This is a genomic window from Shewanella sp. NKUCC06_TVS (genome assembly GCF_019345515.1).
In the GTDB taxonomy this organism is placed as follows: domain Bacteria; phylum Pseudomonadota; class Gammaproteobacteria; order Enterobacterales; family Shewanellaceae; genus Shewanella; species Shewanella oncorhynchi.
Window position 1 is genome coordinate 42595 of sequence record NZ_JAHKQX010000020.1, and the last position, 26743, is coordinate 69337.

21 protein-coding genes are annotated in these 26743 nt (G+C 41.9%); 16 read left to right on the forward strand and 5 right to left on the reverse strand.

Annotated features, from left to right (window positions below; translation table 11 throughout):
• Positions 1–109 precede the first annotated feature (109 nt).
• Genes pilV through KO531_RS19380 form a run of 6 tightly spaced genes read left to right on the forward strand, consistent with a single transcriptional unit; the run spans position 110 to position 6366 of the window.
• Positions 110–697 carry a type IV pilus modification protein PilV gene (gene pilV / locus KO531_RS19355; RefSeq protein WP_212601294.1) on the forward strand — a complete coding sequence of 196 codons (588 nt, stop codon included), beginning with the start codon at positions 110–112 and terminating at the stop codon, positions 695–697.
• 11 nt (positions 698–708) lie between these two features.
• Positions 709–1677: a PilW family protein gene (locus KO531_RS19360; protein WP_219252025.1), complete on the forward strand. Its 969-nt coding sequence runs from the start codon at positions 709–711 to the stop codon at positions 1675–1677.
• 12 nt (positions 1678–1689) lie between these two features.
• The gene (locus KO531_RS19365) at positions 1690–2151 is read left to right on the forward strand and encodes a PilX N-terminal domain-containing pilus assembly protein (protein ID WP_219252026.1); all 462 of its coding nucleotides are present in this window, start codon (positions 1690–1692) and stop codon (positions 2149–2151) included.
• A 2-nt stretch (positions 2152–2153) separates the two neighbouring features.
• A complete protein-coding gene (locus KO531_RS19370; RefSeq protein WP_219252027.1) occupies positions 2154–5660 on the forward strand; it encodes a PilC/PilY family type IV pilus protein in 3507 nt (1168 codons plus the stop codon).
• Between the two features lie 11 nt (positions 5661–5671).
• Positions 5672–6064, forward strand: a complete 393-nt coding sequence (locus KO531_RS19375) for a type IV pilin protein (protein WP_131525276.1) — start codon at positions 5672–5674, stop codon at positions 6062–6064.
• On the forward strand, positions 6061–6366 hold the full coding sequence (locus tag KO531_RS19380) for a TapY2 family type IVa secretion system protein (RefSeq protein ID WP_113941310.1): 306 nt from the start codon (positions 6061–6063) through the stop codon (positions 6364–6366). The genes KO531_RS19375 and KO531_RS19380 overlap by 4 nt, the downstream gene beginning before the upstream one ends.
• A gap of 91 nt (positions 6367–6457) precedes the next feature.
• On the opposite strand, the gene KO531_RS19385 is transcribed toward KO531_RS19380, so the two are convergent.
• Both KO531_RS19385 and KO531_RS19390 read right to left on the reverse strand, forming a co-directional pair.
• Positions 6458–6952 carry a GspH/FimT family pseudopilin gene (locus KO531_RS19385; protein ID WP_028760913.1) on the reverse strand — a complete coding sequence of 165 codons (495 nt, stop codon included), beginning with the start codon at positions 6950–6952 and terminating at the stop codon, positions 6458–6460.
• 143 nt (positions 6953–7095) lie between these two features.
• Entirely contained in the window at positions 7096–7608 is a 513-nt protein-coding gene (locus KO531_RS19390; RefSeq protein WP_198573930.1) for a GspH/FimT family pseudopilin, read from the reverse strand.
• Between the two features lie 241 nt (positions 7609–7849).
• On the opposite strand from KO531_RS19390, the gene glnB reads away from it, so the two are divergent.
• Both glnB and KO531_RS19400 read left to right on the forward strand, forming a co-directional pair.
• The gene (gene glnB / locus KO531_RS19395; RefSeq protein ID WP_028760911.1) at positions 7850–8188 is read left to right on the forward strand and encodes a nitrogen regulatory protein P-II; all 339 of its coding nucleotides are present in this window, start codon (positions 7850–7852) and stop codon (positions 8186–8188) included.
• 196 nt (positions 8189–8384) lie between these two features.
• Positions 8385–9674 (forward strand): NAD(P)/FAD-dependent oxidoreductase, encoded by a 1290-nt coding sequence (locus tag KO531_RS19400; RefSeq protein WP_028760910.1) that lies wholly within the window; start codon positions 8385–8387, stop codon positions 9672–9674.
• A 48-nt stretch (positions 9675–9722) separates the two neighbouring features.
• Here the strand turns inward: KO531_RS19400 and KO531_RS19405 are convergent, their stop codons facing one another.
• Positions 9723–10739: a LacI family DNA-binding transcriptional regulator gene (locus KO531_RS19405; protein ID WP_131525952.1), complete on the reverse strand. Its 1017-nt coding sequence runs from the start codon at positions 10737–10739 to the stop codon at positions 9723–9725.
• Positions 10740–11167: 428 nt separating this feature from the next.
• Here KO531_RS19405 and KO531_RS19410 point away from each other — a divergent pair, with 428 nt between their 5' ends.
• From KO531_RS19410 to KO531_RS19420, 3 genes are all read left to right on the forward strand, one after another.
• Entirely contained in the window at positions 11168–13804 is a 2637-nt protein-coding gene (locus KO531_RS19410) for a TonB-dependent receptor (protein ID WP_247651455.1), read from the forward strand.
• 97 nt (positions 13805–13901) lie between these two features.
• Positions 13902–14606 (forward strand): SapC family protein, encoded by a 705-nt coding sequence (locus KO531_RS19415; RefSeq protein ID WP_219252028.1) that lies wholly within the window; start codon positions 13902–13904, stop codon positions 14604–14606.
• Positions 14607–14626: 20 nt separating this feature from the next.
• Complete coding sequence (locus KO531_RS19420) at positions 14627–16168, forward strand: tryptophan halogenase family protein (protein WP_219252029.1); 1542 nt, start codon at positions 14627–14629, stop codon at positions 16166–16168.
• Between the two features lie 54 nt (positions 16169–16222).
• Here the strand turns inward: KO531_RS19420 and KO531_RS19425 are convergent, their stop codons facing one another.
• Together KO531_RS19425 and KO531_RS19430 are read right to left on the reverse strand one after the other, a co-directional pair.
• On the reverse strand, positions 16223–17749 hold the full coding sequence (locus tag KO531_RS19425; RefSeq protein ID WP_219252030.1) for a tryptophan halogenase family protein: 1527 nt from the start codon (positions 17747–17749) through the stop codon (positions 16223–16225).
• A gap of 14 nt (positions 17750–17763) precedes the next feature.
• Complete coding sequence (locus KO531_RS19430; protein WP_198573935.1) at positions 17764–18681, reverse strand: sulfite exporter TauE/SafE family protein; 918 nt, start codon at positions 18679–18681, stop codon at positions 17764–17766.
• A gap of 495 nt (positions 18682–19176) precedes the next feature.
• On the opposite strand from KO531_RS19430, the gene KO531_RS19435 reads away from it, so the two are divergent.
• The 5 genes from KO531_RS19435 (at position 19177) to KO531_RS19455 (ending at position 26678) form a co-directional block, all read left to right on the forward strand.
• Positions 19177–20190 (forward strand): transporter substrate-binding domain-containing protein, encoded by a 1014-nt coding sequence (locus KO531_RS19435; RefSeq protein ID WP_131525463.1) that lies wholly within the window; start codon positions 19177–19179, stop codon positions 20188–20190.
• The gene (locus KO531_RS19440; protein WP_168823518.1) at positions 20190–21677 is read left to right on the forward strand and encodes a methyl-accepting chemotaxis protein; all 1488 of its coding nucleotides are present in this window, start codon (positions 20190–20192) and stop codon (positions 21675–21677) included. Before KO531_RS19435 ends, KO531_RS19440 begins: the two co-directional genes overlap by 1 nt.
• Positions 21678–21705: 28 nt before the next feature.
• On the forward strand, positions 21706–24504 hold the full coding sequence (locus KO531_RS19445) for a family 20 glycosylhydrolase (protein WP_219252031.1): 2799 nt from the start codon (positions 21706–21708) through the stop codon (positions 24502–24504).
• Positions 24505–24726: 222 nt separating this feature from the next.
• Positions 24727–25662 carry a BadF/BadG/BcrA/BcrD ATPase family protein gene (locus KO531_RS19450; RefSeq protein WP_006080664.1) on the forward strand — a complete coding sequence of 312 codons (936 nt, stop codon included), beginning with the start codon at positions 24727–24729 and terminating at the stop codon, positions 25660–25662.
• A gap of 17 nt (positions 25663–25679) precedes the next feature.
• Complete coding sequence (locus tag KO531_RS19455) at positions 25680–26678, forward strand: SIS domain-containing protein (protein WP_219252032.1); 999 nt, start codon at positions 25680–25682, stop codon at positions 26676–26678.
• Positions 26679–26743: the final 65 nt, after the last annotated feature.

A 26743-nucleotide genomic window follows, 5' to 3' on the forward strand; every position in this document is an offset into this window, starting at 1 on the left:
CATAATGATGTCAATGCTTATGTGCTAATGTTACTGGCTACTTACATTTTACTCATCTATTATTAACTGTTGGTGATTTTTATCGTAATACTAAGATTTTAAAAGGTAAATAGCTGAAAAGCTTGTCAAAAATATGGCTAAAATCGAAAGGTTGACACAAAGGGGATTTCAACGGGGCTTCTCATTAATTGAAGTGCTTGTTGCGTTAGTGATCTTAGTCATTGGCTTAATTGGTATTTTTAATCTGCATATTGTTGCAAAGCGTGGCAGCTTTGAATCCTTTCAGCAAACTCAAGCCTCCTATTATGCAAACGATATTATCAACCGGATGAAGCTTAATAGAACACAACTGGTCAATTACGATGGTGAGTATACAGGCTCTCTGGGTAAACCCGGTAATGTTTGTGACGTTGCTGTTGGCGCAGTGAGTATATGTACTCCAGAAGAGACTGAAGCTTGGGATCTTTACCAGTGGGAACAGAGTTTTATGGGGGCAGCCGAAGTTATGGATAGCCAGAATGTTGGTGGGTTAGACTCTCCAACAGCTTGCATTAATGTAGATGGTTCAACTGTAACGGTCGCAATTGCGTGGAGAGGGATCCGAGAGGGCGCGGGTACAAGTTATTCTGGGAGTGAATGTGGAGAAGATATTGGTACGCGTAGGCGGCTTTTTATTCTTTCGACAATGATTATTTAGGTTAACTATGTATGGATAATTTAAAAAACAGTGAGAAAGGGATGTCGCTGGTTGAGCTAATGGTCTCTATGGTTATTGGCTTATTTCTCACTCTTGGGCTTTTTGGCATGTTTAGTATGTCTTCTTCCAATGTGATCACAACGAGCCAGTTTAACCAATTGCAAGAAAATGGACGAATTGCTTTGTCACTAATGGAAAGAGACATTAGTCAGTTAGGTTTTATGGGGGACATAACGGGAACTGATTTTGTACTTGGAACCAATATGACCTTGAGGGATGGTGTTGCAAATGATTGTATTGGTGCAGGCGTAAATAACGGTACTTTACCTAATGCTGAACCTGCACACTTTAGGCGTCTATGGGGATATGAAGAGGGCGAGAGTGGGGATACATTAAGTTGCTTATCAGGTGTGAATCAGAATACGGATGTCATTCAAATTAAAAGATTAGTTGGCCCACCAGTGACTAATCCCAATGGCGAGCGTTTTTATATGGCTGCAACTTCGAGTGAAGCTGTGATGTTTAAAGGCGGTAATCCTCCCAATCCAGTACTCGAAAATGCTCGTTTTTGGGAATATCAGCATCATATTTATTTTATTAAAAATGATGGGTCTGTACCTGTTCTACGCCGAAAAACATTAACCAAGAATAATGGCATGAATAACGAAGAGCAGTTAGTTGAAGGCATTGAGAATATGCGTATTCTTTATGGTTTTGATAGTAATGGAGATGATACCGCCGATAGTTTTATGCCAGCAGAAAATGTAACCACATTAATGTGGGACAACGAATTATTTCAAAGACTTGTTGCCTTAAGGGTTTTCTTGTTGGTTCGCGCTATTGATGAAGATAAAAGTTACACCAACGAAACTACTTACACTCTGGGCGATAAGGAAATTAAAAATTTGAATGATCATTATCGACGCAAGATAGTTTCGACGACTATGGTGCTTGCTAATCCAGTGTTAATTAGAAATTAGAAGGTTGGTAAGATGAAAAAGCAAAAAGGAATTGTATTATTTTTTGCACTTATCATATTGTTGCTTATGACTATTATTGGTGTCGCTTTGGCTGTTAATTCGACCCAATCTATGCGTATGTCTGGAGCAGGCTCTGAGCGGATTGAGGCTAAATCAATTGCTGATGGTGGCTTAGAGGCGGCAATCGAAGCCAATAAAGGTGCTAGCTTAGCCAAACTATCTGAGATTTCATCTGTGGTTGAATTTGGTTCTAACCAAACGTTAATGCCAATTCCTTATGAAGTTGATGCTGCAGGTAATGTTGTCATTAGTGCAAAAGATGTTGGATGCCAGCGGAGTACAAGGCCAAATAGTGGTAATTTAATCAGCTGTCGGCGTGTTGAGATTAGTAGTACAGCAGAATTTGGTAGAGATAAACTGGGCCAACTCACTGTTGTCGCAGGTGTGGAGCAAGAAGTTTTAACTGGGAGTTAGATATGATTATTAAAAAGCTGGCTTGTTCTATACTACTTGCGCTGACTTTTGTGTCGGCTTTCTCCTTTAGTGACGATACTGAGTTATATGTAAAAGAATCAACAACTCGAACGGGTGCAAGACCTAAAGTGCTCGTTATATTTGATAACTCAGGAAGTATGTCAACTGAAGAAATTACTCAGGTTGTAGATTATGACCCTAACTATGACTACCCAGCCGTAAGTGGTTCTGGGTATAGTGATACTCTTATTTATTATGCTGTTGGCGGTGGGGGATTACCCACCCCTGATACTAGCTCTGATAAGCGTAATTTTAAAGCTAGTTTAAATGGATGTAGTCAAAGCAAAGCTGCATTAGCAGAGTTTGGTCGTTTTACTGGGTATATAAGAGAGTTCACATCAAGTGGTACTACTGGCGTTTGGAAAGAACTACCTGAAACAAATGGTACTGCAATAAAAGTAATTGATTGTTGGGAAGATATTTCTCAAATAAATCCGAGTAATTCATCATCATATCCTAATGGATTTCCTGCTAACGGGGTAACAACGGGGTCAGGTAGTAAAAAGAAAGCATATCCATATTTTACTTCCTCACTACCAGGAACAACTTGGACCAATGCTTTAGCCGCAGCCAATAATACTGACTTTGGTGTTGGACAACCTATTACCTTGTACACTGATAATTACCTAAGATGGTACGGATTATCCAAAGCGGGAAAATTACCAACGGTAAAAGTTTCAAGACTAGAAATTGCGAAGAAAGCGATTTCTAATATTATTAGTTCAACTCCAACAGTGGATTTTGGACTTGCTGTATTTAATTATAATTATCCAAATGAAGGTAATCGAGACGGTGGTCGAATTGTCTCTGGCATTACTCAGATGACGGATAGTACGCGTGCGAGTTTATTAACTACTATTGATAATTTGCTGGCAAAAACAAATACACCACTATGTGAGACTATGTATGAAGCTTACCGTTATTTTGCCGGTAAGGGCGTTAAATATGGTCATAGTGATACAGATTATGGCTCTTATGTTGGAAATAAACCACCGTATGACAGCTTAGTGGAGAAGAGTGGTAACTACGCAAGTCCATTTAAAGTATGTACGGATATTGCTTATGTTATCTATGTCACTGATGGCTCTCCAACAGTTGATAAAAATGCGAATAATGACGTTATTAGTTTAACTGCCACTGGAAGTAAGGAAGGGGATTACTCTTCATTTTCTAAAAATCTAGATACAGCAAGCTATTTGCCCGCATTAGCTAGTTATATGTTTAATAACGACTTAATTAACAAATTGGACAGTTCAAATACTGAACAAATGCAGAATGTTCGTACTTATACTATTGGTTTTAGTAAAGGTGCAGAAGATGCCGCACCTTTACTTGCTGAGACGGCTAAAAGAGGTGGTGGTTTATATTTTGCTGCTCAGAACAGTCTTGAACTACAGAATGCACTTAATGATGCGTTATCAAATATTTTGAATATTGATTCAAGTTTTACATCTCCAAGTATTGCTAGTAATAATTTTGATAGGACTCAGACATTTGATGCCGCTTATTACGCTATGTTTCTCCCAGGCAAAGGACCTCGTTGGAGCGGTAATTTAAAAAAATTAAAAGTAACCGCAGATGGAACATTGGTTGATAGTAAAGGGAATGCAGCTATAGCAGATAACGGCAATATTAAAGATGGTGCCTGTACTATATGGTCGGATTGTGTTGCGCAAAAGGATGGGAATAAAGTTGAAGTCGGCGGAGTCGCGGCACAAATCAGAAAGCAAGAAGTTAGGAATATTGTAAGTAACTTAAATGGGTCCTCCAGTTTAACGCCCTTAACACTTGCTAATGCACAAACTGCAGCAGGCGGTGATGCTGCGCTAGCTAGCTATATGAGAACTAGCGTAGATGAGCTTGCTAATACGTTAAATTGGCTTAATGGGATAGATGTCGACGACGATAATAAAGATGGTAGTACGACAGATATACGTAATGATGTTATGGGTGATCCTCTTCATTCTAAGCCACTTGCACTCAATTTCGGCACAAAAAACGCGACTGATATTCGTATCATGCTTGGCACTAATCAAGGTGTTGTGCATATGTTTAAAGATGCGGGCGAATCTGTATCAGAGACTTGGGGCTTTATTCCCTATGAGTTATTGCCTAATTTAACAGAACTGAGAAGTAATAATCCTTCAGGTGTACACACAGTATACGGAATGGATTCATCTCCAGTTGCTTACACAGAAACTGATGCTGAGGGTAAAGTGATTAAAGCATGGGTCTATATGGGGATGCGTCGAGGTGGCTCGTCTTATTATGCCCTCAATGTGACAAACCCTGATAGCCCTTCTCTAATGTGGACTATTAATCCATCAACGGATGGTTTTTCTGATCTTGGACAAACATGGTCTGAGCCTATAGTGACGAAAATCGTTGGTTATGAAAAGCCTGTACTCATTTTTGGTGGTGGCTACGATGTTAGTTTTGATGCAACTCCTTCATCTTCTCCGGTAGGTCGTGCGGTTTATATTGTCGATGCAGAGAAGGGAACTTTGATTCATTCATTTGGTGGCTCTGCATCGGGTGCAACAGTACTTTCGGGTATTCAGGATAGCATTCCAAACTCAGTCGCCGTACTTGATAGTAATAATGATGGGTATACAGATAGGATTTATGCCTCCGATGTCGGTGCAAATGTCTGGCGCATTGATCTTCCAAGTGCAAGTAAGTCGAGTTGGAGTGCATTTAAATTTGCTTCTTTAGGTGGTACTGATAGTAATAATCGTCGTTTTTATGCAGAACCTGTTGTAGCACAAACGATGTTTACTAATTTATCCGAAGTTAAGGTGACAACAGAGAGTGGTACTACTACGACTAAAACTTATCAAAATGTTCCCTATGATGCGGTGGTGATTGGAAGTGGAACGCGACCCCACCCATCATCTACTGATATCAATGATATGTTTTTTACATTGCAAGATCGTAATGTGGTGACTAAGAGTTTTACTGGCGGTGATGTTCCCGAGGCGATCACAATCAATGATCTCTATGATGTGACTTCTAATGCACCTGCGTCTGAAGCCGACAACATAAGTTTCGGTAAAAAACTCGGCTGGTTCTATGATTTTAGTGGTCTAGGTGAAAAGAGTTTAACTGCTGCCTTGATTGTCCAAGGCAAAGTTTATTTCACTTCTTATTCTCCCCCTGCAGACTCGGTTGCCGATAACGTGTGTTTGGTGTCTGGTTCTGGCAAATTATATCCGTTCGATTTGCACAAAGGAACGAGATCCTTTTCTCAATTATATTATGAACTGGGTGAACGAGTACCGGATACACCACAGATTGTTATTCCTGCACCTGAATCCGGTAAAGATCCCTATATCTATATTATTGGAGTTGGTAAAGGTGATAAAAATGAAAATGGGGATTATACAGGTACAATCAACGTTGCTTCTGGGTTAGGTGTTAATAAAATTTATTATCATATAAATGAATGAGTTATTAATTTATGAAGGTTCAACTTAAAGGTTTTACCCTGATAGAGGTGATGATCGCCGTCGTGATCATTGGTATTTTGGCATCGATTGCATACCCTTCTTATACGCAGTACATTGCTCAGAGTGCAAGATCAGAAGGGTTAGCTGCTTTGATGCGTATAGCAAACTTGCAGGAACAGTATTATCTCGATAATAAAAAATATGCTACAGATTTAACAAAACTTGTAGGGGCCAACCCTTATATCACTGAACACAAACATTACTCTGTATCATCAAGTGGTGCATCAAGCTTTACGATTAAGGCAGTTGCTCAAGGGGTTCAGGCTAGCCGTGATGCCTCGTGCTCTCCTTTAACAATATCAGATACTGGGGCAAAAGGTCCGAGTGCGGAGTGTTGGAAATGAAATTAATAAACCTCTTTATAACGGTGGCTTTCTTACCAAGCTTAGTTTGGGCTGACTCTGGAGCGACAGTCAGCGAACAAGACTTCAAATGCTACATTACATCAAAGAAAAGTGCTGAGATTGCCTTCTATCATTGGAAGAGTAGTGAAATGAATGTGAGAATGGCTAGCCTTGTTGGTACTACTCGCCAATCAAATGATGGATCGAAATATTACATCTATAGTGTTGAGGAGTGTGTCGCATTAAACGCTGAATTTACTAATACTAAGGCGCAAGTTTTGGATAAGTTAACACCTAGATAAACATCAGCATGTATTTTTAAATGTTAACAACGAACGATTTAAGGATAATATTATTTTAGGGTAGTGAACGGTAGATTTAGTCTCCCATAGTTTATGTGCAGCTTTTCCCATCTGCGCCCTCTTTTATTAAACCTGAAGTGCTAATGTTGATGCTTTTAGAATTGTCACTTTGCCCATTTGAACAATAGATAATTGATGTTTCAACTGAGACTAAACCATCGGGTGTAAAATCAATTTTTTTATCGGCGGGCCCTGATAGGGAAATTACATCGTGTGTATTGAAACTATCGATCACTTTCAATACATTCTTGGCACCTCCATTGTCAATATATACACTGAATCCTTTATTCCAGTCTGTGCCGCATGGTGATGCCGCGTATGGGCAGACTGTTACTGTTGCGCCATAGTTGACAGCTTGGTTTCTTGCAAAAGCAAACACATCACTAATTTTTCGTATTTCATTAGCGCTGCGTGTCCCTTCGTATAGCGACGTAAGTGATGGAACCCCTATGGCTAGTAGGATTGCTGCTACGGCAATTGTGACCATCAGTTCGACTAAGGTAAATCCTCTTGAAATAATTAACATGTAGCTATCCTCGTTAAAACTTAGCTAAGTATATGCGAGGAGACTCTAATGGTCAGTATCTATTCTATATTTTCAATATACCCAATAAATTGATTTTCTTGCTTTTATATAATTAAATTTAAATAGGGAGTATATATTTAAATTTAATCGCAATTGATATTCTTTGCGGTAGAAAGGCGAACTCTACCCGCCTGATTAACAACGATTGCACGGGAATTTTTGCTATCAATTGTTCGTGGGCAATACTTGAAAGTACCATTACTTCCAGAAGCTAATCCATCAGGTTGAAATTTTATCGAACTTTTATTGTATGTTAAAAAATCCTTTGAATCGAATTCATCAATGACCCTAATAATTTTATCGTTAGCATCGAGGCTTTCGACTACACCTGTATCAATGAAAATTGTTAATCCCTTTTGCCAATCTTGAGTGCATTTCCCATTTACGAGTGGGCATACTGTGACCCTATAACCATAACTAACAGCTGTATTTCGCGCAAATTGAAGTGTTTGCTGGATAGTTTTAATATTGGTATCAGCTCTTATCTGATCACTGAGCTCGGTCAAGGAAGGAGCTCCAACTGTTAACAAGATTGTTGAAATCGATATCGTAGTGATAAGTTCTATCAGGCTAAAGCCTTTTCGATGGAAGTTCATAACAGATCCTTGTTATTTTACGCTTGCATCCCGCGAGCGAGTTAGTGCTGGTTAGAATGTAAGTATAAAATCTGAGGCAATATTCATAGTACTTTTTTTAGACTTTTATGTGCTAAAAGCGATTTTATAGAAACTGTGTTTTATGAGTAAAGCACTACATTCACTTCAATATTGACGTAACCCCGTGTAAGCTAGTGTTATTCTGTTTGTTTATGTTATTGCAAGGGATGAGGAATTTTTAATGAAAAAAGTTGAAGCCATTATTAAGCCATTTAAGTTAGATGATGTGCGCGAATCACTTGCAGAAATTGGTATCACTGGGATGACGGTACTGGAGGTTAAGGGTTTTGGTCGTCAGAAAGGGCATACAGAGTTGTATCGTGGTGCCGAATATATGGTGGATTTTCTGCCAAAAGTAAAAATAGAGTTAGTGATCCAAGACGATCTGCTCGACCAAGCAATTGATGTCATTGTTGAAACGGCCCGCACAGGCAAAATTGGTGATGGTAAAATTTTTGTCACTGATGTTGAACGTGTTATCCGTATTCGAACGGGTGAAGAAAACGAAGAAGCGGTATAAACTGCTTACGAACGATTCTAAAGGGCCTAGTGGCCCTTTTTTGTTGCCTAAGCATATGGAAAAACTAAATAGTACTGCTGGGTTTCTGAAATATCTTTAATGGAAAATCGCCTGTTTTACTCAACTAATGTAGTTATCTCTTATCTGTAACATGGTATAACTTAGCCTCGCAAATGAGTTTTATGAGGTTGTCATTTTGGCTACAAAAAGAATAGTGATCGTGGGTGGTGGTGCTGCTGGTTTAGCGCTTGCATCGAAGTTGGGCCGTAAATGGGGCGGTAGTGATGTCGTCGATGTGTGCTTAATTGATAAAAGTCCTATTCATATATGGAAGCCTAAATTACACGAAGTCGCTGTAGGTGTGATAGATCAATCTATTGAAGGTTTACTCTATCGCGATCATGGACTTAAAAACGGTTATCGCTATATTCGTGGTGAGATAGAGCAGTGTGAGCCGGATGCTAAATCGATTCAGTTAGCCGCAGTCTATAATGATGAAGGCGAGTTGCTCTTAGAGCAGCGACAAATCGATTATGATTTTTTAGTGCTTGCATTGGGTGGAGTTTCTAATAGTTTCAATACATTAGGTGCTGATGAGCATTGTATTTTCTTAGACAGCCTTGAAAATGCCAATTTATTTCATCATAAATTACTCGACGCTTTACTTCAATTAAACGAAACGCAAGAAAGAGTCAGCATTGGTATTGTCGGTGCGGGTGCGACAGGGGTTGAATTGGCAGCAGAGCTTCATCATGTCATTGAGTCTGTTAAAGAGTACGGCTATCTGAATATCGCTAAGCATCATCTTGATGTGCATTTGATTGAAGCGTCCCCCAAAATCCTTCCTCAATTACCAGAGCGTGTAAGCGCTAGGGCTCAGGCTGTTCTTGATCAGATTGGTATACGTTTACATATCGGTGTTCAAGTTAAAGAAGTGACTCGTGATGGTTTCATTACCCAAGATGGCGATGTGATTAAAGCAGGCTTAAAAGTATGGGCTGCCGGTGTCAAAGGACCAAAAGCATTTCAGCATTTTGCAAAACTGCCCATTACTCCGCGAAATCAGGTAGAAGTTGATGATTGTATGCGAGTGAAAGGTCATCAAGATATCTACGCCCTTGGCGATTGCGCTCTATTGATCCAAAGTTCTGGCCAGCCTGTTCCACCAAGGGCGCAAGCAGCAGCTCAGATGGCTGATACCTTGTTTGATAATATCGTTAATCGATTACAAGGTAAGCCTGAAAAGGCCTTTATTTATAAAGATTATGGCTCATTAGTGTCTTTAAGCCGCTTCTCTGCGGTAGGCAATTTAATGGGGAACCTACGCTCTGGCACTTTCTTTGTTGAAGGCCATATAGCAAGATTGATGTATATCTCTTTGTATCAGAGGCATTTAGCCAGCCTTTATGGTTGGTTTTCGGCAATTGTGTATCGAGTGGCACAAAAGTTATTGAAGTGGCAGCGTCCAAAGCTCAAATTACATTGATTTCTATGTGATTTAGGAGATAGAAAGAGAGCAAATATGCTCTCTTTTTTATTGTTTAGGAATTGCCGACGAGTCACGAATGATAGGTTCAGGAGTAAAGGTTCTAGAATATATGGCATCTTGCTCGCGACGTTTTGCTATTAATAATTCAGTAGCAACCTGAGCTATTTCTGCGTTTGGCTGATGTACTGTGGTAAGTTTAGGCCAGGTTTGACGTGAGAATGGGCTATCTTCGAAACCGACAATTGATAAATCAACGGGTATGTCTAAACCCGCTAAACGAGCCGCAAAAAGTGCACCAGCGGCAATTTCATCGTTACAAGCAACAATCGCCGTAGGGCGATTTTTTAGTTTGATGAGCTTGTTAGCACCATCAACACCGGACTCAAATGAGTACTTCCCTTCAATTATGTAGTTTTCATTCAGCTTTAGGTTATTTATTGTTAATGCCTGTTTAAAACCAAGTAATCGCTCTTTGGTGGATTCATGGTGTAAATCTCCGCTTAAAAAAGCGATATGCTTGTGGCCTAAATCAATTAGATGCTGGGTGATTTGAACTGCACCGAATTTATCGTTGACTAAAATAGTCAATCCATTCTGATCGTTGTCCTTTTCTCCCGCAATAATGCGCACATAGTTAGCATCAATTTCAGTGAGTGCTTTGAGTACTTTAGGATCTTCTGACAAGGGAGGTGTTAGTACTAATCCTGCGAGCCTAGAATATTTGACTAGTGCTGTAAGCTCATCACATATGGTCTCTGATTTGGCATTGCAAGGGTGGATGACAAGTTCATAGCCCTTGTCTTTACAGGCTGACAAGATCCCATTTTGCATATCAATAATATAGTAAGCGTTTGGATTATCGTAAATAAAACCAATAGCATAGGATTTAGTTCCTGCTAGATTTCTTGCTGCTAAATTAGGTTGGTAGTTAAGTGCTTTTATCGCCTCGTTCACTTTGTCAACGGTGGCCTGCTTCACTGAAGGTTCGTTATTGGTTACACGGGATACTGTCTTGATAGACACTCCAGCATATTTAGCTACGTCGTTGATAGTGACTTTCATTGATGTAAAAACTCTTTGTCTAAGGTCGCGAGGGGTTAACTGTTCTATGAACCTAAATTCTTTACCAGCAATTTACAAGCTTACATTTTTTATCAGTTTTTTCTGAATTATACATCTTATAGTGCGAGCTTTTGATGTGCTTAGCAATCCTGAATTGTTACAAATTGGCGTTAATTTATCATTGTTACAATTATGCTGGAGTTGTAAATTTACGTCATAATATTAAAGCTCATGTTTTATAATGGTTTTTAATAAAACTACTGATTCAAAATTCTGCTTTATGACATTTTTTTGCTTCCATCGTTATTTTGTTGTGGCAAGGCTGTTAATTATTGTGTAATGTTTGCACTAGACATGACAGCGTTGTCATTCCGCGAGGAATGGTTATGAATACTAAAACGATAATAAAGTTATGGAAGGGAAACGAGATGCGACCATCAACCTTTAAGAAAACTGTACTAGCTACAAATATTGCTATCCTACTTGGCAGTGCTGTATCCATCAGCGCTGTTGCTGCAGACGCCGTGGCAACCACCGCAGCACCTGATAATATTGAAAAAATTGAAGTTCGCGGTATTCGCGCTTCCCAGCAAGCTAACTTAAATGCTAAACGCTTCTCAGACAGTACTGTGGATGCGATTACTGCTGAAGACATTGGTAAATTTCCGGATAAAAACGTTGCAGAATCTCTGCAACGTATTCCTGGTGTCACGATCCAGCGTCAATTTGGTGAAGGCGCGGGTGTTTCAATTCGTGGTGCGGGTCAAGATCTGACTTTGACGACTCTGAATGGACAAAACGTAGCTTCAACAGGTTGGTTTGTTCTTGAGCCAGCAAAACGTTCATTTAACTATGAATTATTACCATCTGAATTAGTTGGTAACTTAGAGGTCTATAAATCATCTCAAGCGGACTTAGCTGAAGGTGGTGTGGGTGGTACTGTTGTAGTTAATACCCGTAAGCCATTGGATATGGATTCAATGACTTTCTTTGCTTCTGCTGAAGCTCAATATCAAAGCGATTCGGGTGAAACAGATCCACAATTTTCAGGCTTAGGTAGCTGGAAGAATGATGATGAAACTTTTGGTGTATTAGTTTCTGGCGTTATGCAAAATCGTAGCTTGCAGCGTCAAGGCGATGAAGCTTTTTGGGAATGGGGTGCTGGCCCTGTCGCATTTGAACAAGAGCGCGAACGTTCAGCTATTGCTGCAACATTTCAGTATGCCCCGTCTGATTCATTAAACTTTGTGTTTAACGCGATGGACATGCAAATGGCCGCGGACAACACCAACTACGCATTATGGTTTACGCAAGCTGACACTTCATGGTCAGGTGCTCCTGGTTCTGGTGCTTGGGATAACACGGAATGGATTGGTGGCTGCGGTTTATGTGGTGGTGATAAGCCAGATGCATCACAGTCAGGTTCTCAAGTTGCAGGCCCTGTTAACTTAGCATATTGGCAAGCTCGTCCTCGTGAAGCGACAATGAAGTCTCAAGTTTTCGACTTGAAGATGGAATATAGCGGTGATGGATACCAGTTTACGACTCAAATCGGTGATACAAGTTCTACTGGTGGTACCGATTTTGAAATGGTTGTTGAAGATGGTCTGGGTGGTACAGCATTAAATGGTGCGACTTACGACTTTACCAATGGTCATCAAACTTGGGATTTAAATGGTTTTGATACAGCTACTTATGATCCTGGTTCGCTTGCAATGGGTACTGGCAGTAACTTTAATAAAACACCAAAAACAGATGATGAAACTTATATTCAAGCAGATATTAAGTTTGATGTAGATCTAGGTGTGGTTAATGCCATTAAAACGGGTCTGAAATATGCGAAGCATAATACAACTAGTCGACGTTTTGACTTTGTACAAGCCGATGACTTTAATCCTGTCATATCAACAGCAGGCTTAAATACTGGTACTTTTGCTGTAGGTACGAGTGAATACGATATTATTCGTTTTGATCCAGATGCACTAAAAGATTGGGCTAAATCGAGCATCATCGGTGAGACTGAAGATTTTGGTTCATACCGTGAAATTGATGAAGATAACTATGCTGCTTATGTGATGGCTAACTTTGCATCAGAAGGTGTACGCGGTAACTTTGGTGTGCGTTATGCGGGTACTGAAGCGACCTCAACGTACTATGTTGATGGTAAGAAAGCCGATGCTTCAGCTAATTATGGGGAATGGTTACCAAGCTTAAACGTAGCATTCGACTTAGCACCTGATCTCATATTGCGCGCATCAGCGGCTCGAGTTATGGCTCGTCCACAGTATGATGACATGTATGTTAACCCTAACGTTTTAGGTGCAAATGATGATGTGCCTAATAACCAAAAATGGGTTGTTGGTAATATCGGGTTAAAACCATTTATTGCTAATCAAATAGACTTAGGCATTGAATGGTATTTCAATGAAGAGTCATTACTTTCTGCGGCTTTGTTTATGAAGGATGTTAAAAACTTCGTAACCTTTAGTGAGTACCATGCAGATAGCGCCGATATCCCATTTACTGGCACGTTAAAACCTGATGAAGTTGCTGGTGGTTGGACTGTGCAAGAGAAAGCCAATGGCGAATCGGCGACAATCCAAGGTTTAGAGCTGCAATATCAACAAGACTTTGGGAACGGCTTCGGCTCAATTGTTAACTACACTTATACTGATAGTGAAACTAGCCCAAATACATATACAGATCGCAACCCGTTCTTAAGCGATAGTTCAAAGCACTCATATAACTTAACTGGTTATTTTGAAAACGATTTGTTCCAAGTTCGTTTAGCATATAACTGGCGTAGTGAATATATGATCCGTGAAACTGGTTCATACGGTAATCGTTTACACGATGCATTTGGTAGCTTGGACTTGAGTGCAATTTGGCATGTTACTGATTATATGGATATTAAACTTGATGGTAATAACCTGTTAGAAGAAGGTTCACGTCAGTTTGGTAACAATCAGTTCCAATCTAATCTAAGTGGTTTTACGGATGGCTTCCCTGTATTTGAATACAACATGGCCCGCCGAATTACATTAGGCGCTAGCGTACGATTCTAATCTCGATTTAACTCATGTATAAATGAAAAAGGGAGCTTGCTCCCTTTATTTTATATCTCAATAATATTCAATCAGAAGAAGCCCTCAAGGAGCTCATATGACTAATTCAATCACCCCACTTGACTCAGCAAAACATGCGCACCTGAAAGTGACTCCTACCACTTATGAACATGTTGCTGCGCAACACTTACTACCTATTTCAATTTATGAGTTTGCCTTTGCTGCTGTAGATGCTCCTGTTGTTTTTGTTAAAAATAGTGAAACAGGAGAATATCAGTCCGTAATTATGCTTGGATTAAAACCTGGACAGAATTTGAAGCAAAAAGATGGCAAATGGTTAGGGCTGTATATTCCAAATATACTTAAAAACTATCCGTTTGGTTTAATGTTGAGTGCTGAACAGCAGGATAAAGTATGGGTGGGGATACGAGAAGAAAGCGCTCATGTGAGCACTGATAAGGGAAATGCATTGTTTGAAGGTGGAGAGGAAACTGCGTTTTTAAGATTGCGTAAAGACAGTATTATAAAAAACTTCGAACAAGAGCAAATGAGTAAGGCAATTATTGCATTTTTTGCTCAAAAAGAATTATTTTCTCCCCAAAGTCTTACCGTTGACATCAAAGGCGAAAAACACGGCATAAATGGTATCTATTTCATCGACGAAGCTAAGTTAAATCAACTCAGCTCAGATGAGTTCTTAGATATCAAGCAACGAGGCCTTTTAGCTCCAATTTACAGCCATTTGAACTCATTACATCAAATTAATCGCCTAGCGAAAGAAGAAATCGAGTTGAGCGTTTAAGTAATCAGCAGGCATAGGTCATGACTTCAATAAAAAATATAAAGAGTGTCGTCATTGTTGGTGGCGGAACTGCAGGTTGGATTTCTGCCTGTCATTTAGCTAAAAAGTTGAATGCTAGAACACCTAAAATACAAGTTATGTTAGTTGAGTCCCCGAACATTCCTACTATAGGCGTTGGTGAAGGAACAGTGCCTATGTTACGCGAAACATTAAAATATTTTGGTATTCGAGAAGATGAGTTTATTCGTTGCTGTGATGTAACATTTAAGCAGAGTGTTAAATTCATTGATTGGAATAAACCCAATTCAGGGGAGTACTATCACCATTTATTTGATTATCCCTACTTTAAAGATTTCACTTCAACTTGGCTCAATAAATCTCTTTCAGATAGAGGCCGCTACGCTGATCTTGTGTCAGTTCAAGGTCATTTGATTGATGCGGGATTTGGTCCTAAAGCGATGACACAGCCTCAATATCGAGGGGCTATGCATTACGCGTATCATCTCGATGCAGCAAAGTTTACCAATATGTTGACCAAATTTGGTGTTGAACAGTTAGGCGTTAAACATCTGCTTGCAGAAGTTATTGATACAAAAATAGACGCTCAGGGAAATATCTTAGAGTTACATACTGATAACGCTGGTATATTGACTGCGGACTTGTATGTTGATTGTACTGGATTTAGTGCTCAACTCATTGGCAGCGCATGTAACGTTCCCTTCGTTGATAAGAGTGACATTTTGTTTGTCGACTCAGCATTAGTTGTGCAGCTTCCTTATGAAGATAAATATACGCCTATCCCTTGTTTCACTAAATCAACAGCACAAGAGGCTGGCTGGATATGGGATATCGGTTTGTCTGAACGTCGTGGTGTTGGTTATGTGTATTCCAGTCAATATTCATCAATAGAGCAAGCTGAGAGTGTATTGCGGGAATATCTTGGTAAAGCAGCAGAACACGTCTCGTTTCGACACATACCGATGAAGGTGGGGTATAGAGAGAAATCGTGGCAAGGTAACTGTGTGGCGATTGGTTTGTCGAGTGGTTTTGTTGAACCTCTAGAAGCGACTGGTCTGCTTATGTTTGATGCGACAGCCAGAATGTTAGCCGAATGTTTTCCTGCTAATACTGACGTTATGCCACTTGTGGCTAATCGTTATAATCAGCGCGTATCGAATGCTTGGAATCGGGTGATTGATTTTATTAAACTTCATTATGTCATAGCTAAACGAATGGATACGCCATTTTGGGTTGATAATAAAAATGAAATAAGTATTCCAGACACATTAAAAGAACATTTAGAATTGTGGCGCTATCACATGCCGACTGCCTATGACTTTACTTCTACGCTAGAATTTTTCAATTTAGAAAATTATTTATATGTACTTTATGGCTCAGACTTTGAGTCAAAATTAGAGAGGAAATTAAATGATGAAGAGAAAAGGCTTTTCACGGTAATGACCGAGAAATTAGGCAAGCAGGTTACATTACTCAAATCGCAATTATTACCCCATAGAGAGTTAATTGAACGTATCAAGTTGTATGGCATCCAACTTAATTAATGGTTTAATTAAATGGTGAGTAGAGCAAGATTTTTAATCTTGCTCTTCATTATTTTAAATATTTTTAATTTTCGCTAAGAATTCTTGATGTGATAAAGATTGCTCTTTTGCTCTAAACTGTTGTGTTTTTAAGTTGTCGAGTATTCTTGATATTTCATTTTTGGGACAAGGTATATGAATTTCAGGAATATGCTGCATACCATAAAGTACGTATCGATAATTCTCATCTGTAAAAACTGAACTATATCCATTGGCAAGATCGACATACTCACAAACCTTGTCTTTCCATAGTGTCATTTTTTGTTCTAGAGCAGGTATGAATGCTGAGCTTTGTGCAGCTTTTTGCCAAAATTCATTATCATCTCTATCAGTTAAACAGTAATGAAGTACGATAAATTGTCTAAGATCGGTATACAATCCGTTCATTGCGATATTATATGACGTCCTTATCGCTTGGGAGGGATTAGATGAAGTTAAATGCGTCGCTAGCAATCTTGCTCCTAAGTTTATAAGATGCAAGCCTGTCGATTCTAAGGGTTCAATAAATCCACCTGCGAGCCCCATTGCAATACAATTTCCAACCCAAAATTCACGTCTACAACCTATCTTCATATCTAAGTGAACAGTTCTTATGATCTCTTGTTCATCGCCAAGATAAGCTTTTAATTCAGCCTCAGCTTGCTCCCTCGTTAGACTATGTCCATCGTAGACATAACCCGTTCCTTGACGATTCGTTAGGTCAATTTCCCAAGCCCAACCATGACTAAGTGCTGTTGCTGTCGTATAGGCTCTTGGTTGCTGGTGAGGCAGATATTCCCGCTGCATTGCAACGGCTTTATTGCAAGGTAATTCGGTTTCAAATGATTGCCAATTATCATTCTTTAGGCTTTGAATTAAAAACCCTTTAAAGCCTGTGCAGTCGATAAATATGTCACTCTTGAATAAGCCTTGGTCAGTTACAACCTCTGTGATGTTGCCATCATTAACCAGAACGTCCGTTACATTTGCTTCAACATGCTCTACCCCTGCTTGGGTGGCTTTGCGCTTTAAAAAGGCCGCCATAAGTGTCGCGTCTAAGTGGTAACCATAGGGGACAATACCTTGATATTGATTCAAGTATTGTGTTTTAGGACTTAAGTTATTTCTCATTAAACTAAATGAAAGGCTTGTTGCTTCAGCAAAGGAAGTGCTGTTTGATTCATTAATCTGATTATTTAAAATCCAAGCACTTGCATTATCAATTTTTCCAGATGGTTTTTGTTGCTCAAATGGATGGAAATATTCATGCATTTTACCATCGACTGGTTTCATCCAGTTACGAAATAATATGCCGGTCTTTAATGTTGCGTTTGTTTCTCTAAGTAGCTCATTTTCATCTAATCCCATAGCTGCAAAGAAGAATCGTAGACTATGAACGGTAGCTTCGCCAACGCCAATAATACCAATTTCTTTACTTTCGATAAGTCTAATATCTATGATATTAGATGAGTGGTTATATAACTTACTCAAGTAGAGAGCCGTCATCCAGCCTGTGCTACCGCCACCGACAATCGTGATACTTTTTAGCGGAGAATTATTCATCTTAATGTTTCCTATTAACTCGCCAACATGACGCTACCCGTCAAAATGATCCAAATGGAGAAAAAGAGTTTTAATACTTTTACAGGGAGAAAGAGCGCTAATTTACGAGCGAGTAATCCTCCGATAATGGCGCCAGGGCCTGCGAATAACACTAGCTCAAAGAGGGCATGGCTATTTGTTGAAAAAATATGGATAGGGCTTGCTGACCAGACTGTAATCGCAGAAACAACAACGCCAGTGGCGACCGCCATTTTGGCGCATAGTCCCCTTATCATGAGATAAATGACGACTAATTCACCAACGCCTACCGATAACCAAGCTGTGATAATACCTCCGAAATAGCCAATGAGAGCGAGCCAAAGAAAATCGACCGGCATTATAGAGCGAGTGATTTGTGTGCTACTTTTGCTACTGATAATGATGGCGATACCAAGCACTATCGAGAAAATGCTAAAGCTGGTGTGTAGCGAAGAGGGCGAATTGAGTTGTAGTAATTGGCTACTCCAGAAACCTAAGACAGAAAAGAAGGCGGTAAGTAATGATGCTTTTACAAAACCAGACCATGCATCATCTTCTCGGTGGTGCTTTTTATAATGCAGTGACCATGAAATCGCGCCTGCTGTCATGCCAAAGCATTGGATCATAAATGAAGTCGAGACACTTTGAGACTCACTAAAGTTGAGGCTCGAAAATACCGGAATAAAGATGACTCCACCGCCAGCTCCCGTCGAGTTTGCAAATATCGCTCCTGTGATTCCTAGAAAAACGAAGCGTCCATATTCTTGGATAAGATCAAATAGCGAATGAAAATGGTTAGCCCAAAATAACCAAGCTCCACAGAGTAGTAATACCAAACTGAGGTTTAGGTAATACCGATTTAAGCGCGGAGCAGGCTGGGTATTATTGGGCACAAGTGTGTTAATGGGATTCATCAATAGCTACCGTGATCTTTGTCATGTTATCGCTATGTTATCAATGAAAGACAGCGTTGTCACATAAGCTTGAATAAATAAAATAAACATTTTAAGTATTTGAATAATTTGCATTAATTATGTCTATTCATAAAAAATAACAATAATTGTCAAAAAAATGTAGAAATCCTGTTCTTTCTTGTGTACTTTAATAATGACAACGCTGTCATCTGCTTGTGTGACGCGTTGTTTGTAAGGTCTGCATGAGAGGATGAGGTCTCCTTATCATGTGTTTGGCAGGAGTATTGCTGTCGGGCGGCGATACGTTTGTCTTTGATATTTTGATAGTCTCTCCCCAGAAACTAGCGTGGGCTGGGTACTGTAAGCAGTGCCCAGCCATTTTTTTAGGATGTTTTTACGGTATTACTCAACTGCCTACCTCAGCACTTGAACGTTAGCGGCATAGATAAATAAAACTCACTGGTATAAACCAGATAATAAAAGAGGCTGCAATTTATGGCGATTCATTTAACGGCTGCGATGCGTGTCATTGCAATTGGCATGTCGAGTGTCATTGGCCATGTCGCACTCATCATGACAAGAAGAACGGTTTGCATCCCCCTGTTTATAATAGCATTAGCGTTTTTTTCGGCATTTTCCTCTTTTGCTGTATTTGCTGCCGACACAGCCACAAATAATTTAGCTTCAAATTCTGATGTGTCTAAATCGTCTGCACAGGTTTCAAAAACAATCACCACCGCGATACAGCAGGAATGGTTGCTAAAGTTACTTGATGAAGCACTGCGGCGCTCGGATTCGGGTTATCAAGCGCAAGAAATGTCGACTCAAATGAATCAAAAGCGCAAGGTTGAAGAAGCACTCGCTGGGACTGTCGACGTGTTTTGGAGCATGACCTCAAAAGAATTGGAAGAAACAGTGCTTCCCGTGCGCATTCCATTGTTTAAAGGGTTACTCGGTAATCGGCTGCTGATTATCCGTAAATCGGATGAGGCACGATTTGCTAATGTGAAAACCATGGCGGATTTTAGGCAGTTAAAGGCGGGGCAAAATCGTTATTGGCCCGATGCCACGATTTTAGAAGCCAATGGATTACCCGTCGTCACTAGCTATCAGTACACCAATTTATACCCCATGTTAGAAGGCGGGCGTTTCGATTATCTTGCCCTCGGCGCCCAGGAAATTGGCGAAGAACTCGCAAATCACCCCGATCCCGCACTTAAGGTCGATAGCCATATCCTGCTGCAATATCGCTCGCCAGCTTATTTCTTTGTTTCCCCTAAGCGCCCCGAACTTGCTGCGGCCATTTTAGCCGGGCTTGAAAGTATGGTAAGCGACGGCTCTTTTGATGAGATGTTTAATCGCGAGCTTAAAATTGAGCAGCTGTACCGTGAGGCTAAGTTTGAACAAAGGGTGATTATCCGTCTTGATACACCTGATTTAAGTCCATTAACACCAATAGAACGCACAGAATTATGGTTAGATCTTTTTAGTATGCAAGGTGCAAAATAATGAAAACATTAGCCTTAAAAGTACAGATTGGATTAGCGGCAGCGATTTTTATGATTGTTAGCGTTCTGTTCGGTGCATCTTACTGGTTGGCGAGCGATAAATTGGCCGCCAGTGAAACTGAGTTCGAAGAAAATACCGTCGCCAATTTGCAAGTCACTATGGCGCAGCCCATCTTCACCTACGACTATGAGCAGATCCGTGCAGTGCTATCTGTGATGCTTAAATCTGCGCAAATTTATCATATTGTCGTGAGTGACCATCGCGGTAAAGTGTTAGCCGAGAGTCAACAGGCTCAAACAGTGGCCGATGAGTATCTAGTGAAACGTGAAATTCAATTTGCTGATCAAGGTAACCCAACGGGCCAATTGGCTATTCAGTTTTCTATGTTGCCTATTCGCGCTCAGTTGTCAGATTTACTCTTAGGTTATTTCTTGCAGGCGTTGTTAATTCTCGGTGGCAGTTTATTTGTTATCTTCATTATTCTTAAACGTTTAGTGATTAATCCACTTGGGAATGTGGTCCGTGCTATGGAAGAAATTGCCAGCGGTGACGGCGATTTATGCCACAGATTACCCGTTGAGAGTCAGGATGAGATTGGTCAGCTTGCCAAGGCATTTAATGGTTTTGTTGAGCAAATTCACGGCACGATTTCCAGAGTGCACGAAACCTCAGGGCAATTACTGGGTGATGCCAAAGCGCTGGGGTCACTGTCGCAAACCAATAATGATCGCGTGCAAACCCAATTAAAAGAAACCGAGGCGGCAGTGACGGCTGTAACTCAGCTGAGCGCCAGTGCCAATGAAGTCGCCATTAATGCGAAACGCACCGCGGACGCGGCGAGTCAGGCCGATAAAGCGGTCGATGACAGTCAGCGTCAGTTCGATTCGGGATTAGACATTACTCGTAAACTGGCATCTGAATTAGCTCGCTCGGCATTGTTCGTTTCACAGTTACAGCAAGAAACGCAAAAGATTGATGAAGTCGTTGTAGTCATCAACAGTATTGCTGAACAGACCAACTTACTGGCGCTTAATGCTGCGATTGAAGCGGCGAGGGCGGGTGAACAAGGGCGCGGTTTTGCTGTGGTTGCCGACGAAGTGCGTACGCTGGCGAGCCGAACCCAACAGGCAACTGGTGAGATCCAGAAGATGATCCAGCAGGTCCAGAGCCGAGTGGCCGAAACGGTCACTGTGATGAAAGCGAGCCAAGCCCTCTCAACTCAGGGCGTTAACCGCTCAGAAGAAATTAAGTTAGTGCTTACTAAAGTGACTGATTTAGTCTCAAATATCAGTAATATGAACATCGAAGTTTCCCATGCGGCACAGGAGCAAACCTGCGTCACCGAAGCGATTTCTCGTACGTTAAATGATCTTGCCAATGTCTCAGGTTCAGCCTCACTCGATAGCGAGCACTTAGCGCACTCGAGCGAGCGACTGTTTCACCAAGGGGAAAGACTGCGGACGTTAGTAACTTCCTTCAGATTGTAGCCATTTCTGGAGCTAGATAAGGATAATCATGAAAAAAACACTTTCAGCAAGCGCCATTTTACTGGCTTTAGGATTAGCGGCCTGTTCCGAGGCGCCTGTGACGCCTTCCGCGGCGTCAGCCGATAAGGCTGTGGCTCAAACACAGCAAGCTCAGGACGCATTAACTCAAGCGCAGTTACAACAACTCGGGGATTCGTTAGTCGTAACTTACCGTGTTGTGACCAATGTGCCAGACGATAAGTGCCTAAAAGATAAAGCCGATGGTCGCTGTTTTGTCGCTCAAATTGATTTCGTGTCCGGTATGGATTTAGCCAGCCAAGATTGGGAAATCTATTTAAGCCAAATGCGCCCAGTGCAATCGGTTGAAAGCGGTGAGTTGACGATAACGCACGTTAAAGGCGATTTGCATCGTATTACGCCAACGGCTGCTTTTAAGGGATTTGTTAAGGGCGAGAAAAAGCAATTGACGTTCCGTGGTGAGCCGTGGCAATTGGCTGAAACCGACGCTATGCCAAACTATTACCTCGCAGCAAAAGGATTAGAACCCGTCATTATCGCCAGCACTCAAGTGGGTAAAGATGCCGAAACGGGTTTAGAGACGCGTCCGTATGTTGAAGGGTTTACGAATTTTAAAACCCAATATCAACGCACTGAAACGGATAAACTCGCGCCAGCCGATGCCGCGCAATTATTTAAAGACAATCAAAGCGTGAGTGAAGATGCCGCCTTGGCTGTGGATACCATTATCCCAACGCCACAAAAGGTGAAGATCCATTCAACAGATACACCAGTATCCCTTGCTGGTGGTATTAAGCTAGAATATCAGCAAGATAACCCAGAGCAAAAGAGTCAAGTTGCGGCAGCGGTGGCACGTTTAGCTCGCCTGGGTGTGGCTGAATCTGCGAGTGGCATTATCGTGAAATTTGCCAGCCAAAAAGGGGATGAGGGCAGTTATCGCTTAGATATTCAGCCAACTGAAATTGTGATCGCTGCCAATGATGCGACGGGCTTCTCTTACGGTTTGTCATCATTAGCAAGCCTTGTGGATGTGAATTCGCTGAAAGTGAATGCCATGACCATTGAAGACAGCCCACGTTATCCGTTTCGTGGTATGCACATTGATGTGGCACGTAATTTCCACAGCAAACAATTGTTGCTGGATTTGCTCGACCAAATGGCGGCTTATAAGCTCAATAAACTGCATTTACACATGGCTGACGATGAAGGTTGGCGACTCGAAATCGACGGGCTACCTGAGCTGACCGACATCGGTAGTAAACGTTGTCATGATCTTGCTGAAAATACCTGTCTGTTACCGCAACTGGGCAGTGGTCCTTTTGCGGAGTCGAGCGTTAATGGTTTCTATACTAAACAAGACTATATCGACATAGTGAAATATGCCGAGGCGCGTCAAATTCAAGTGATCCCATCAATGGATATGCCGGGTCATAGCCGCGCCGCGATTAAAGCGATGGATGCGCGTTTTCGTCGATTACAGGCTGAAGACGTAGAGCTTCAAAACACGGGCAAAGTGCAGGTTGTCCCTGTGCAGGAAACGGCAAATCAAGCTAACACAGCGGTAAAAGCTTTAGATGCGGGCGCTCGTCAATTGCAAGCTGAAGGGAAAACCACTGCAGCTGAGCAATATTTGTTATCCGATGAAAACGACAAAACGGTTTATTCTTCAGTGCAATATTACGACGACAACACGCTTAACGTCTGCATGGAATCGACTTATCACTTTGTCGATAAAGTGATTGATGAAATTGCCAAGTTACACCAAGCCGCGGGTCAACCATTGACGCGTTACCACATTGGTGCCGATGAAACGGCGGGAGCTTGGAAACAATCTCCGCAGTGTTTAGCATTTGTCGCCAATAACGATAAAGGCGTTAAGTCGATAGATGACTTAGGCGCTTATTTTATTGAACGAATTTCGACTATGTTAGCGGCAAAAGGCATTGAAGCAGCAGGATGGAGCGATGGTATGAGCCATGTTCGCCCTGAGAATATGCCCGCTAAGGTGCAGTCTAATATTTGGGATGTGATTGCCCACAAAGGTCATTCGCGCGCCAATCAGCAGGCGAATCTCGGCTGGGAAACCATACTTTCTAATCCTGAGGTATTGTACTTTGACTTCCCCTATGAGGCCGATCCTAAAGAGCATGGTTATTACTGGGCGAGCCGCGCGACCAATAGCCATAAAGTCTTTAGCTTTATGCCTGATAATTTAGCCGCTAACGCCGAGCAATGGACCGATATTGAAAATCAGCCATTCGAAGCGGATGACAGAATAAAATTTGATGAGGCGGGTAACAAAGTCTCGGGTCCAAGGGAGAAAGGCAAACCCTTTACTGGCTTGCAAGGGCAGGTTTGGAGTGAGTCGATTCGCAGTGACGATACGATTGAATACATGGTGTTTCCGCGTTTGTTGATGCTGGCTGAGCGTGCTTGGCATCAAGCTGCGTGGGAAGTGCCTTATCAGTATCAAGGCGCTGTGTATAACCAAAGCTCTGGGGCTTTTACCTTAGCCATGCGTGATGCACAGGCAAAGGAGTGGCAACAACTTGCGAATACCTTGGGCCACAAAGAGTTTATCAAGCTAGATAAAGCGGGGATTGATTATCGCGTACCGACGGTCGGCGCCGAGATCCGTGACGGTAAACTGTTTGCCAATATTGCCTATCCCGGCCTTAAACTCGAATACCGTAGCCTCAATGGCCAATGGCAAGCTTATCAAGCGGGATTGTCGGTCACTGCACCAATTGAGATCCGAGCCATTGCGGCCGATGGTATTCGTAAAGGCCGAAGTTTAATCGTTAACTAAATCGTTTTTATATCTGGCTGTATTTTAAAGATAAAATACAGCCTTTTTGTTTTTCTGTGTCAGTGATTGCCTAAATTTGATTTTAGATCATAAATCACTTAAAAAACTAAATGACAACGCTGTCATTTTTGCTGTAACATTGAGTTAACTAAAGTTGAGCGCTGTATTAACGGCAAATAATAAGCAACGGTAGCGCTGCATTGATAGGTGAAGAGGGGTGTCATGGGGTTAGTCCAGACAAAAGATCAACAACTGTTTATAGGTGTAGATGGCGGCGGCAGTAAATGTCGAGCCACCATTTACTGCGCAGACGGTACCGTTTTAGGGACAGGTGTTGCTGGACGCGCAAATCCACTGCATGGTCTCACACAAACATTTGAATCCATTGAAGCATCGACTCGCCTGGCGTTGCTGGATGCGGGCATGAACGAGAGCGATAGTCACTTGCTGGTGGCGGGTCTTGGTCTTGCTGGCGTAAATGTCCCTCGGTTATATCAAGACGTGATCAACTGGCAGCATCCTTTTGCAGCCATGTATGTCACTACCGATTTGCATACGGCTTGTATTGGTGCCCACCGTGGTGCCGATGGCGCGGTGATCATCACGGGTACAGGCTCTTGCGGTTATGCCCATGTTGGTGATACCAGTTTGAGTATTGGCGGTTATGGTTTTGCATTAGGTGATAAGGGCAGCGGTGCTTGGCTTGGATTAAAAGCTGCGGAACACGTGCTGTTAGCACTCGATGGCTTTGCCGTACCAACCCGATTAACCGATATGCTGCTGAGCTACTTTAACGTCACCGATGCGCTCGGCATTGTCGAAAATCTAGCCGGTAAATCATCAAGTTGCTATGCCGCATTAGCCAGAAGTGTGCTCGATTGCGCCAGTGAAGGTGACGCGGTCGCGACGGCGATAGTACAAGAGGGCGCAGATTATATTAGCGACATGGCGCGTAAGCTATTTAGCCTAAATCCGGTGCGTTTTTCGATGATCGGTGGCCTTGCAGAGCCTTTACAAGCCTGGCTCGGTGCCGATGTGGTCGCCAAAATTTCAGAAACCTTAGCACCACCCGAACTCGGTGCTATGTATTTTGCTCAGCAAGAATTTAATAAGTCGTTGTCAGTGCAAATAGGCACTGAAGCCAAATCCTGTATTTGAACGTGAAGGTAAAAGACATGACAAACACTATTATGGAACAAGAAGCACGCACTGCACCGCAAAAAATTGCGGGTCAATTAGAAGCTAACGCTGACATCATGCAGCAGTTAGGTGAGAAACTGCGCGCCTTCGCCCCTCGTTTTGTGATGATAGTAGGTCGCGGCTCATCGGATCATGCGGGAGTGTTCGCTAAATATTTATTTGAAATTGAAGCGGGTGTACCGACCTTCGCCGCCGCACCTTCAGTGGCGAGTGTGTATGGTAAAACCTTGAAACTCGAAGGCGCGTTAGTCATTGTGATTTCACAATCTGGCCGTAGCCCTGACATTTTGGCGCAGGCGCGTATGGCAAAAAATGCCGGTGCTTTCTGTGTTGCCTTAGTGAATGATGAAAGTGCACCGATTAAAGATATCGCCGATGTCGTTGTGCCTTTACGTGCAGGTGAAGAAAAAGCCGTTGCTGCGACTAAGAGTTACCTCGCAACGTTGTCGGCGATTTTACAACTCGCCGCCGCCTGGACTCAAAGCGAATCACTCGCTAGCGCCGTAGCGTCTTTACCCCAAGCGCTGCAAACGGCGGTGGACGCTGAGCCGCAGCTCACGCCAGAATCCGTTGCCGACGTGAAAAACTTAGTCGTACTCGGCCGTGGTTTAGGTTATGCAGTATCCAAGGAAATTGCGCTTAAGTTAAAAGAAGTGTGTTCAATCCATGCCGAAGCGTTCAGTAGCGCCGAGTTCCTCCACGGTCCTGTGACCTTAGTCGAGAAAAAACTCACTATCGTCGATGTGTGTATTGGCGATGAATCTTACGCTAGCCATATCGAACAGATTGAAAATGTGAGCCAACGCGGCGCCGATTTAGTGCATCTGAATCAAACCTCTACTGACATTCACCCACGTGTGGCGCCGTTAGCCTTGTTACAGCGTTTTTATATTGATGTGGCTGCGGTTGCGATTGCCCGCGGTATCGATCCCGATCAACCGGCAGGCCTTAAAAAAGTGACCCAAACGCTCTAAGCCGCCGAGCTTTAAGTGGCCAAAGTTTAAGAGGTTTAGGTGCTGCGGATTAGATTTAGCGGACT